At 43.7% G+C, this 13,169-nt stretch carries 2 protein-coding genes; both read left to right on the forward strand.

Going from position 1 to position 13,169, the window contains the following annotated elements:
• Positions 1 to 27 precede the first annotated feature (27 nt).
• Positions 28 to 5,739, forward strand: coding sequence for a type I polyketide synthase (locus G9F50_RS03845; protein WP_060561842.1), 5,712 nt, complete (start codon positions 28 to 30; stop codon positions 5,737 to 5,739).
• Positions 5,739 to 13,130: a type I polyketide synthase gene (locus G9F50_RS03850; RefSeq protein ID WP_060561737.1), complete on the forward strand. Its 7,392-nt coding sequence runs from the start codon at positions 5,739 to 5,741 to the stop codon at positions 13,128 to 13,130. The genes G9F50_RS03845 and G9F50_RS03850 overlap by 1 nt, the downstream gene beginning before the upstream one ends.
• Positions 13,131 to 13,169 lie beyond the last annotated feature (39 nt).

Below are 13,169 nucleotides of genomic sequence, written 5' to 3' on the forward strand. Positions count from 1 at the left end.
GAAAAGAAAAGAAAAGGAATGAGACAGGTGGCCAGTAATCAAAACTATCAGTTCACATTAACAATTAAACATACGGACTATATTGTCAGGGATCACCGGGTGCATGGCACCCGGATTATACCCGGTGTTACATTTTTAGATATGATATACCGTATGGCGCTGAGCAAAGGTTTGCCTATTGAAGAACTCGAGTGTCAGAATATTTTGTATTTGGAACCTGTAGCAACATCGGATACTTTTGACAGAGAAATCCGCATCCGTTTTCAGGGATTGGAACAGGGATGGGAAATTCAGGCGAAGAGCAGAAAGGTAAAAGATGACCGCATTCTGGATGAAAGCTGGGATGAGAATATGAACTGCAGGCTCATGCAGAAATTCCCGGAAAGCATGAGTTCAATTCATATCGATGAAATCAAACATGCCTCCGTCCGTGAAGCCGATATGGAGATATGTTATGACTATTTAAAAAAGGTTGATATAGAGCATTTTGAATTTATGAAGAGTCTGGGGAAGGTTTATGCGTCTGATCATTCTGTACTTGCAGAGTTGTCGCTCAGCCAAATTGCCAAACAATATACCGGCTATTTTCAATTGCATCCCACTTTTCTTGATGCGTCTACCATCATATCGATCCTTTATCAGGCATGTCCCGAATATTTTACACAAGGATCTCCGGCAAGCCGGATGAAAACGTATATTCCCATTCATATTGAATCTTTCCGTATGACGAAGCGCCTGGAAGACAGGTGTTATGTGTACATAGAGAAGCAAGACCAACATCATGATTCAGGGGATGTCATCCAAGTCAGTTACGGTTTGTACGATGCACACGGGGAGATGATCGCTTATTTTACGCGGCTGTCTGTGAAACATATTCGCTCAAAAGATTTAATTGAAAATCTGAAGCAGACTCGTTTGGAAACTGAAGCGGCTTCTCAGCCAAAAGACGGCCTGATCAGAAAAGATTCAATCATAGATCGAAGCGAAAGCATTGAGACACACCTTAAAGAATTAATATCCGGGGTTTCAAATCTAGATCTGCGTGACATAAGGACAGACATTGGTTTTTATGAACAAGGCCTGGATTCCGCTTCTTTGCTTGCCATTGTCAAAGAACTTGAAAACAAAACAGGAGAACAGCTGTATCCTACACTCCTGTTTGAGCAGAAAACGATCCGGGAACTCGCCGCGTATATTAAAGAAAATAAAAAAATGTCCAGTTATTTCTTAACGCAAAATCAACCGGCTGAACTGCCTGACATGAAAGAAAGTAAGAACCAAAATCTTTCCGCTCTTATAACAGAAGGAGACATTCAGCAGCTGATCGCAGACATCAAAGGGACTGCCCCTGAAACACTCTCTGTGGTAAAAGGTTTTTATGAACAAGGCCTGGATTCCGTCACACTAATGCAAGCCGTAAAAGCATTGGAGGAGAAAACAGGCAGGGAACTGTATCCTACTTTATTGTTTGAGTATCCGACGATTCAAAAACTTGCAAATTATTTTGCAGAGAGCGGCGAAAAAACTTCCGTTGAAAAAGACCTCCCTCTTCATCATGGAGAGAATCATACGGCTTTGACCTATTTAACGCCGCATTGGAGCCAAAAGGCTGCGGCTTGGGACCCGAATTGCGGAAATAAAAAGAAAAGAACATGCCTGCTGTTTCAATATGACAGAGAGCTTTTTCATTTTATGCGGGAAAATGCTGAAAATGGATTCGAAAATACACAGATCATTCTCGTTTTATCAGGGAATCGTTTCTCCTATCACGGAGACGGTGTTTATGAGATAGATCACAGGGAGGAAGCTCACTTTGACAGGCTTGCAGCTGATCTGAAAAAAAGGGGGCAAATGCCCGACACCGTGGTTTACGGGTGGCCGGAAGGGTCATTTGCCGGCCCGGAAAAAATAAGTGAACAGCTTTCTAAGGGGGCTTACCCGCTATTCTTTTTCAGCCGGGCATTGATGCGCAGCAAGACGGAAAAAAAGGTTGTATCGCTTTTCCTTTATCCGGCGGATCATAAAAATGATCAGCCGCTTTACGCTTCAGTCCATGGCGCAGGGCAGTCTATTGTGCTTGAGAACCCGAAACTGGCCCTTAAGACAATCGGGATATCAGTTTCAGACAAGTCATCGTTGACGGAACTTACAGCTGAAATCATCAGAGTCGAATCTACGGAAGCGCATCCGGGAGAAACCGATCTTTATTATGAAGGAAATGTGCGCTGGGTCCGTGCCTTACGGGAAGCAGAACCGGCTCCAAACTCAGATTTCTCCTTTAAAGAAAACGGAGTATACATGATTACAGGAGGGGCCGGCGGCTTAGGCCTTATATTTGCAGAACATATCGCAGCCCAAACGAAAGCCAATATTATTTTAGCGGGCCGTTCTGAACTTACGGAAGACAAAAAGAACAAAATCAGCCGAATGAAAGCAGGCGGTTCTTCGGTTCAATATATAAGAGGTGATTTTTCAGATAGCCGCGATGCAGAGCGAATCATAAAAACCATTAAAAGGCAATTCGGAGAAATCAACGGTGTGATACACAGTGCCGGTGTGACGCACGACGCTTTATTGATTCAAAAATCAAAAGATGAAATTCAGGAAGTGATCGCTCCGAAAATAAATGGGACGGTCTTATTGGACAGCTTGCTGCAAACCGAACCTTTGGACTTCTTTGTGATGTTTTCATCAAGCACCTCGATGTACGGGAATATCGGACAGACGGATTACGCATTGGCCAACCGGTTCATCGATCTTTTCGCTGAGTGGCGTGAAGGAATGAGGCGGAAAAAAGAACGCTCCGGCGTCTCAGTAGCCATCGGCTGGCCGCTATGGGAAGACGGCGGCATGAAAGTGGATAAACAAACTGAAAAATGGATGAAACAAAAAATCGGTATGGTTCCCCTTAGTAAAACCAATGGGATCAAAGCTTTTCAAGATTCACTCTCTCTGAACGCATCACAGCTGATCGTGTTTGAAGGTGACAAAGAAAAATTGGAATCTGCACTTCAAGATACCTTCATAGAGGATGAAAGCCGTGAGATCCAAATAAATGAAACAGCTGATACAAGGCATGAGGACATTGCCATTATCGGATTAAGCGGGAAGTATCCGATGGCTGAAGACTTACCTGAATTTTGGGAGAATTTAAAGAGCGGAAAAGATTGTATTACAGAAATCCCGCCTGACCGCTGGAATATGGATGATTTCTTCAGCGAAGACAGAGATATGAAAGGAAAGTCTTACAGCAAGTGGGGAGGTTTTATCAGCGGAGCCGATCAATTTGATCCGCTTTACTTTCATATTTCCCCAAGGGAAGCAGAACTTATGGATCCCCAGGAAAGGCTCTTTTTAGAAACGGCCAAACATTGTTTTGAAGACTCAGGGTACCCGAGAAACATGCTGGAAAAGATGAAAGTCGGTGTATTTGTCGGTGCAATGTGGGGCCAATATCAACTATTTGAAGGAGAAGAAAATGGAGTGGCTTTCTCGCCGGCGTCCGTCTATTCTTCAATTGCCAATCGGGTGTCTTATTATTTTCATTTAAAAGGTCCGAGTTTGGCTCTGGATACAATGTGCTCTTCATCACTGACCTCTATTCATTACGCATGCCAAAGCATACATTGCGGAGAGAGCGATATGGCATTAGCCGGCGGAGTGAATTTGTCAATACATCCGAATAAATATAAGTTCCTCAGTATGGGACAGTTTCTATCAAGTGACGGCAGATGCCGGAGTTTTGGAAAAGACGGAAGCGGTTATGTTCCCGGTGAGGGAGTCGGGGCCGTATTGTTAAAACCATTGAAAAAAGCAATAGAAGATCAAGATCAAATATACGGTGTGATTAAGGGAAGCGCCGTTAACCATGGAGGAAAGACGAGCGGGTATTCCATACCGAATCCGGATGCACAGGCGGAGGTCATTTCAGAAGCGCTTCGTAAAGCTGACATTGATCCGAATACCGTCAATTATATTGAAGCGCATGGAACGGGTACGTCATTAGGCGATCCGATTGAAATTCAAGGACTGAAAGATTCCTATCAATTGAACCATCCTTGCGCCATCGGTTCGGTGAAATCAAATATCGGACATTTAGAATCTGCGGCAGGAATCGCTGCGGTAACGAAAGTGCTTCTCCAAATGAAGAATAAGCAGCTTGTTCCTTCTCTGCATTCCGATATTGTTAATCCGTTTATAGATTTTGATCAGGTTCCTTTTCAAGTGCAGCGGAAAGCGGCTGAATGGAATATTCCGCAAAACAGCAATGCTGTTCATCCTTTGAGAGCCGGGGTAAGCGCTTTTGGGGCAGGAGGAACAAACGCGCATCTTATATTGGAAGCGTATGAGCCGCCAAAAGCTTTTGATCATCAAAGCGGCCGAGTGATCTTTGTTTTATCGGCTCAAGACAAACAACGGCTGATAAAATATGCGGAGGTTATGGCTGATTTTCTATCAGAAAATGAATCGAAGGATAACAATGATAAACTGCGTCTTCAGGATATTGCCTATACACTTCAGACGGGACGCGATCATATGGAAGAACGGCTGGCGATAGTGGCAGATTCCGGGCGGGTCATTGCTGAAGAGCTCTCAGCTTATATCAGGGGTGAAAAAAGCAGCTTGAGCTATACCGGTAATACATTCGAATCAGAAGTTCACAATGAAATGCCTCACGTTTGTTCAGATTACGCCGAAGCAGCATCCAAATGGGTAAATGGAAGAAAGATAGATTGGGAGACTTTTGAGGTGAAGCGGAATGCTCGCAGGATTTCTATTCCGGGACAACCGCTGATCAAACAGCGGTATTGGATAGCGGAAAAAGGGGAAGCACTTGTTTCAGCGGATATGAGTAAGCCGGGTCACCCTTTCTTGGGGAGTAACACGTCCGATTTTAATCAGTTCAGTTTCACGAAAAAAATCACCCGTAATCATCCGTTCGCACTAAGTCTGTCTGAAGGAAACGTGTCCTTTTTCCCTTATGCATCTTTGGCTGAAATGGCTATCGTCAATGCAGCGGCGGCATTTGGACAACCAGTTCAAACATTGACTGATTTATTGTGGACCGAAAGCATGAACGGAATAACTGATATACGGGAACTGATAATTACGCTGACGCCTGAGCGCGACTTTGCGCGGTTTGACATATATGCAAACACAAAAGATGAGAATAAAGTACGTCTTGCCAGGGGAAATGCGCATATTGTTAAGCCTGAAAGCGGTATGCTTCCTGAAGCGCTTGATATTGCTGAAGTCAAATCAAAAATGACTGAACATCCGGCTGAAGCGCCTTTTGTCATTGAATCAGCGAAAAACAGTGACGGAATGCTGTCGCTTCATTCATTGCCGGATGAGCTTTATGCAAAAAGAGAGAATTTTACGATCTCTCCTGAAGCGCTTGAGTCCGCGATTCAAGCCAGTGCGTTTTTTGTCAGCGGAGAAACCTTCCCGGAATTGATCGGAATGGGAGCGGCGGATGTCTATCACCCTCTCGCTCAAAATTTTTATGTCTATACTCAAAAAGAGAACCGGCAGAACAGCCGTGATGTAACGTGTCATATGACGTTTACAGATAAAAACGGAAGCATTCTGGCAGAGTGCAGAGATGTGAGATTCAGATATGGTCATGAAAAAGACACTGTTCAGACGGACGACGAACTCATTCGTCTCCTGCGTCAATTGGAAACCAATGATATTGATCAGAAGGCTGTATTGAAACAATTAATGGGGGAAGAATGATGAACGGAAAACGTGAACAACTCAGCGATATTCTTGATCTGATTCAAACAGGACAAATGTCGGCTGACGAAGGCTATGCCCGTGTGACATCCATTCAGAATCAAAAATCACGGGCATCGAACCATCCGCTTTTATATTACAAGCCGGAATGGACTGAATCGTTCATTCAGAGTAAGAAGAGCGTACCCTTGACGGGATTGCTCCTGATTTTTGCAGAAAATGAACGGCAAATACAAGAATTGAGCGGTTTGTTTAAGGACTGTACTCTCTTGTTTGTCATCCGCGGAAAAGAATTTGCTGTTTTACATGATGATACGATTTGTATGAACCACGTGAAAAAAGACGATTATCTAAAGCTGTTCCGATACATTCATGATCATTATCAGCTGCCCGAAAAGATTCTTCACTTGTGGTCTGATTCTCAGGCTGACATGAGTAAGGGAGGTATACAGAAACAATTGGAAAACGGATTGTTTTCTCTTCTGTATATTACACAGGCGCTGATTGAACTGAAATGGAAAAAGATAATAAAACTGACGCATATTTTTCAAACAGAGAATAAAGAACAACTGCCGCTGCATCATGCTCTCGGCGGATTGGTGAAAACCGTTCACCAGGAACACCCCAATTTTCACTACCAGATTATCAATATCACTCAATCAGAGGGTGCGGGAGCCGCTCTTCCAGCAATAGCTGATATATATCAGAGAGAGTGTGACGAAAAACGGGATAGCCATTTTGAAGTGCGCTATGAAAACGGCAGACGTTTTACGAAAAGCTATAATAAAGCCAGCTCATTCGATTTAACCCAGCCGCTGAAACATCATGGGAATTATCTGATTACAGGAGGCCTGGGCGGTCTCGGTTATATACTGGCAAAACATCTGTCGGAAAAATGGAAAGCGAATCTCATATTGACAGGGCGCTCTGATTTAACTGAAGAGCAGAAAAAAAAGATCGAATATTTAAGAAGTTCAGGTTCAACAGTTGAATATATCCGATCTGATGTTTCAAAACAAAGTGATGCTGAACGGATGTTTGCTTTTGCAAAAGAGCAGTTCGGCACCTTACATGGCGTATTTCACAGTGCCGGCGTACTCCGTGACTCTTTTATCTTAAGAAAGACAAAAGAAGAAATTGATCAAGTCACAGGTTCGAAAGTTTATGGCACGCTGTGGCTGGCGGAAGAAATCAAAAAAATGAAAGTTGAATTACTTGTCTTGTTTTCATCCACATCGGCAGTCTTCGGCTCAGCCGGCCAATGTGACTATGCTTTCGCCAATGCCTGTTTGGATCAGTATGCAGCAGTTATGACCGCAAAAGAGTCTGCCGGAAGGGTAGTGTCAGTCAATTGGCCGCTATGGACTTCCGGCGGGATGAATATTGACGATGAAGGAATATCCTACATGAAACAGGAACTCGGTCTTGACCCGTTAGATGACGGTGACGGAATACAGGCTCTGGAGAACAGCTTGTGTCAATCATCTGAACAGCTGATTGCCCTGAAAGGCCGAAAAGAAAAGATTGAGGATGTGCTGAAGCGTGCCGGCACAATCAGCTTACATTCAGACCAGCAGGAAGATGCCGATTTGCAAAACGATGAATTAAGACAAAATATCATCAGTTATCTGAAAAATATAATGTCAGAGGAATTGAAATTACCGGTCTCACTCATAGATGAGAAACAATACCTAGAGAAATACGGCATTGATTCAGTAATGATCATGCGTCTGACCAAAAAGCTGGAGCAAAGTATCGGCAGATTGTCGAAAACATTATTTTTTGAATATCATTCAATATCGCAGTTAGCCGAATATTTCCTGAGTCATCACAGCGAACGAATGATGAAACTGCTGAAACCGGCCGGAACATCTGAACTTGTCTCATATCAAAAAAAGCCAAAAAGAAAACCATTGGAATCAAAAGCGCCGGTACGCTCTGAAGGAGAAGGTTCAAAAGAGCACATTGCGGCCGATCCCCTTTCTGCTGATATAGCCATTATCGGTGTCAGCGGCAGATACCCGGGTGCGGAAAACATCAGGGAGTTCCAGAATGTGCTGATGAATGGACGGGATTGCGTAAGCGAAATTCCTGATGACCGGAAAGAAATGCTGGAGGGAAGCTGCTATAAGTGGGGAGGTTTTCTGAAAAATCCAGACCGGTTTGATCCTTTATTTTTCCGGATATCACCGAAAGAAGCGGCTTTTCTTGATCCTCAGGAACGTCTCTTTTTAGAGACAGTGTACAATACCATAGAGGATGCGGGTTATAAACCTTCAGATCTGACCCGCAAAAAGGTTGGAGTATTTGCAGGCGTCACATATGGAAGCTATCAATTTTTCGGCGTTGAAGAATCACTTAAAGGAAATGAACTGGCCGTCGGGTCTCCATTTTCTGCAATAGCAAACAGAATATCATATTTCTTTAACTTTAAGGGGCCGAGTATGGCGGTTGATACAATGTGTTCATCCTCTCTTAACGCCATTCACTTAGCCTGTGAAAGTATACGAAGAGGAGAAAGCACACTTGCTGTTGCGGGCGGGGTCAATCTTACGCTTCATTCCAATAAATATACATTATTAAATCAAAGCCGCTTCTTTGCAAGTGATGGCCGATGCCGTACATTCGGCGAGGGCGGTGACGGTTATGTACCGGGAGAAGGAGTGGGATCCGTACTTTTAAAGCCGGCGGCGGAAGCGGTAAGGGATGGAGATCATATTTATGCGCTGATTAAAGCGACAGCGGTCAATCACGGAGGAAGAACAAACGGTTTTACGGTTCCTAATCCAAATGGTCAGTCTGAACTGATACAGGAAGCGCTTCAGAAAGCTTGTATTGACCCTCGTACAATTAGTTATATTGAAGCTCACGGAACGGGAACTTCTCTGGGCGACCCGATTGAGATCACCGGGTTAACAAAAGCGTTTCGGGAATTTACGGAGCACACTCAATATTGTTCCATCGGTTCTGTCAAATCAAATATCGGCCATCTTGAGGCCGCAGCGGGAATTGCCGGTTTGACAAAGGTTCTTTTGCAAATGAAACTGAAAAAACTGTTTCCTTCCATACATGCGGAGACGTTGAATCCAAATATTGATTTTAAAGCATCTCCCTTTTATGTACAGCAGTCATTGCAAGATTGGAAGAAACCGAAACTGCAGGAAAACGGAAAAACAGTAACTGTTCCGAGAAGAGCGGGGATCAGCTCATTCGGAGCGGGAGGAACGAATGTTCATATCATTATAGAAGAATATGAAGAAACAAACGTCTCAACAGAACATGTTGAGAACGAACCGCATATTGTCCTGTTATCTGCCAAAGACAATGAACGTCTTCTTGAGTATGCCGAAAACATGAGAGATTTTATCCAACGTTCACTAAGTCCTGAAGTAAAGGATAAGCAGCCTGATATGAAAGAAAAGGTGTATGAAGTACTCAAACCGTTTGTTTCGGAATTGCTTCATATCCATCCGGAAGAAATTAATATTGCTGATCACCTGAGTGAATTTGGCGTAGGGCCTTTGGAATTAAGCCGGGTGGCGGATTTTATTAACGAAATGTTTCATATTGAACTCACGATGTATGAATTAACTGATTGCCCTTCCATTCAAGCGGTTACTGAATACTTATTGAAGGAATATGCCGGAGCGATAAGAAACCTGTTCCCGAATGAAGTGATGGAAGGCAGCCAATCGGAAAGCGTCGTTTTACGGGATCTGGCATACACTACACAATCGGGAAGAGAAGCGATGGAGGCCAGAGCGGCGATTACCGGTACGTCTCTTAAAGAAATCAAAGATAAATTATTTGAGTTTTGCCGCGGTGACAAGCAAGTTCCAGGCGTATATGTTCATCAGCAATCAGCAGATGCATTTGCTGAAAAAATGAAGGCGTTAACGGAAGGCACAGCAGGTGAATTGTTTGTAAAGACTATTATTGAGAACGGTGAAGCGGAAAAGCTGGCTCAATTATGGGTTTGGGGGGCGGATATCGACTGGAAATCCGTTCATCAACATTTAAAGCAGCCGGGTAAACGGATCTCAATTCCGACTTATCCGTTTGCAAAAGAACGTTATTGGGTTCCGTTCAGGACTGAGAAGACAGAGATCCCTCAGCATTCTTTTCAACATCACTTGCAAAAAAAATGGAGGGAAAATCCGTTTGTCAATCCATCCGAAACAAAAGAGTACGGACTGACAGTAGCATTTGTAAATCAAGACACAGAATCAATTGCCCGCTCCATTTGTTCGGATATAGATCAGGAGAATCTGATTGTCATCAAACATCACTCTTCATTTATAAAACACTCTGATCAAATGTTTGAGTGTTCTTTATTAGATGAAAACCACGCATACGACGTTATCCGTGAGATCTTCTCGGGCGGTGAGCGGCAGGTCCAAAATATATTTGATTTCTCAGATATCGGAAACCAGAGTGACAATCAGAACGGCATCCCATATGGTAAATTCTTATTTATACAAGAAATAATTAAGCGGAGTAAAAAGGAAACACCATTATCCATTTTACAAATCACCAATGGCTTGCAGGTATTTAAAGCGGAAAAACCAAAGCTGACGGGTGCAGAATCAGCGGCTTTTCTGAAAGCCCTTTCTGCGGAATACGGCTTTGTTCATGTGAAAACAATAGATATAGACAGCATGAAAGAAACGCATGAGCTGAAACAAATCATTGAGAATGAAAGGGCGCAATGTACCGGAGAGAATGAAGTATGCTACCGCAGCGGCGTCAGATATGTTCCGTATTTTGAAGAAGAAAGAATCCATACCGGCGGGCCTGTTTCATTTCCTGCGGATAAAGCCATCGTGATTACCGGCGGGACAGGGGGCATTGGCAGAGCAATAGCTGAAGATTTGGTGAAACGGGGAGTGAAAAAACTCGTGCTGACGGGTACGCGTCCATTACCTTTGCGAAGTGAATGGGATCATTTGCTGAAAGAGGGCAGACAGGACGAAAAGACAGTCAGCAATATAAAACTGTTTCAAAGTTTTGAAGAGAAAGGTGTCAACTATATGTATTACAGCGGTTCTCTCACAAATGAAGAGAAGCTGCGTTCATTCTTTCACCAAGTAAGCCTTGAATTTAAAGATATAAGCGGTGTCATACACTGTGCCGGACTGCACAGCGGCGGAAATCCGGCCTTTATTCATAAAAGAATGAGTGAATTTAAGACGGTGTACGGGCCGAAAGTCACTGGACTTCAGAATTTGGAGCGGATTTTTAATAATAGGCCGCTGGATTTCTTTATTCTATTTTCATCAATTGCAGCACAGTCACCCAAACTGTCGAAAGGAATGACTGATTACGCGTCTGCAAACGCATATATGGACTATTTCGCGGCTTATCATTTTCAAAAGGGGAGAACGTATTTCACGTCCATCAATTGGCCGAGCTGGAAAGAAGTCGGAATGGGTACTGTGACGAGTCCTTTATATGATGAATTGGGACTGGACTCTCTATCCACACGGGAAGGACTGGCGATTTTGTATCATGCACTGGAGAGAAAATCGGCCAATATCATTCCTATCGTGAAAAAAGGAACAGTGTTTCATGCAGACAGTCTCCTGAACATCAATAAAACCGGCGGAGCTTCGGTTCCAGTCCGAAGACAGGAGACTCCCGACACTTTTGATCATTCAGAAGGGCTTGTCAGTGAACTTTCTGCCGTATTTGCCGAGGAATTGAGCATTCCCCTTGAAAAGCTTAACCCAAATACGGATTTTCAGGAATACGGTGTGGATTCTATACTACTTGTCAGCATTATACATCGAATAGAAGCAATGATTCAGAAAAAAATTGACCCTACTGTGCTTCTTGAACACAACACGATTCATGGTCTTGCGGAATATATCGGTAAGACGGCGCCGCCGTTGAAGAAACAAATCGAACAGACTGATTCTCAAAGCAGCAATCAGCAAGATATGCAAGATATGCAGTCTGTGACGATCCGAAATACAGAACCGCAGACGGCTTCCTCTGCAAAGATAGCTGTTATCGGAATCGGATGTAAGTTCCCTGGAGCGGCTGATAAAGAGGAATTTTGGGACAATCTGAGAAAAGGGAAGAATCATATTAAAGAAGTACCTGATTCCCGGTGGAATATAGAAGAAAATTACTCTCCGGTGCAGCAAAAGGGAAAAAGCATCAGCAAATGGGGAGGATTTATCAATGGAATCGGCAGCTTCGATCCGGAGTATTTCCGCATGGAAGAGGAGAAAGCCATCCAAACGGACCCGCTGATAAGACATTTCTTAGAAACGAGTGTACAGACTGTACGGGATGCCGGTTATGAAGAAACAGAATTATCGGGAAAAAAAGTCGGCGTATTTGTCGGTTCCAGAATGGGCGGTTACGGTCACAAACTGCCGAAAGAAAGCAGCAGCCACATCGTCGGGCTTAGTCAAAACTTTATTGCTTCACATGTGTCGCATTTCTTTAATTTTCACGGTCCAAGCATGGTTTCTGATACCGCTTGTTCTTCTTCATTAGTCAGCATTCATTTAGCCTGCCAAAGCATAAAAAACGGTGATTCAGAGATGGCGCTGGCAGGAGGGGCGGATCTCCTTTTGGATGAAATTCCTTACCTGATGTTAACAGAAGGAGGAGCTCTTTCGCCGGACGGTCAGTGTTTTACTTTTGATGAAAGGGCAAACGGTTTTGTACCCGGAGAGGGTTTTGGCGCTGTTCTGTTAAAACCGCTGGAGAAAGCGAAAGCTGACGGAGATCGGATATACGGTATCATTGAAGCATCAGCTATTAATAACGACGGTGCGACAATGGGAATTACGACCCCGAATCCTAAGCTTCAAGAGCAGGTTATTCAAGATGCATTTGAAAAAGCCGATATCACTCCCGGATCAGTCAGCTACGTCGAAACTCACGGCACAGGCACGATGATTGGAGATCCGATTGAGCTTCAGGCTCTGACAAAAGTATTCCGAAGAGACACAAACAAAACGCAATTTTGCGGAGTAGGAAGTGTGAAAACCAATATCGGACACTTATTAAGCGCTGCCGGAGCGGCAAGTTTCATTAAAGTGATTTTATCAATATGGCATAAGGAAATTCCGCCTACATTGAATTGTGAAACGCCAAATCCCCGCTTTGAATTTGAAAAGTCGCCTTTTTATCCGAATACAGAGCTGAGAAGCTGGAAGGATGGAAAACGGAGGGCGGGCATCAGCGCTTTCGGTTTTGGCGGAACAAACGCCCACCTTTTGGTAAGCGGCCTGGATGATTCATATCATTCCGTCAGAACTCCGCTGCCGCCTGCCGAGTTTGTCAGAAAAGAGTACTGGCCGGATTCAAATCGGAAAAAACAAATCAAACAGAATAAAAAACGGCTTCTTGAAATTATTGATGAAACAGAGTAGCACCTGCTCTGTTTCTTTACTTTGTAAAAGAAGAAAGGT

This window comes from Bacillus sp. EKM206B (genome assembly GCF_011066015.1).
In the GTDB taxonomy this organism is placed as follows: Bacteria; Bacillota; Bacilli; order Bacillales; family Bacillaceae; genus Bacillus; species Bacillus velezensis.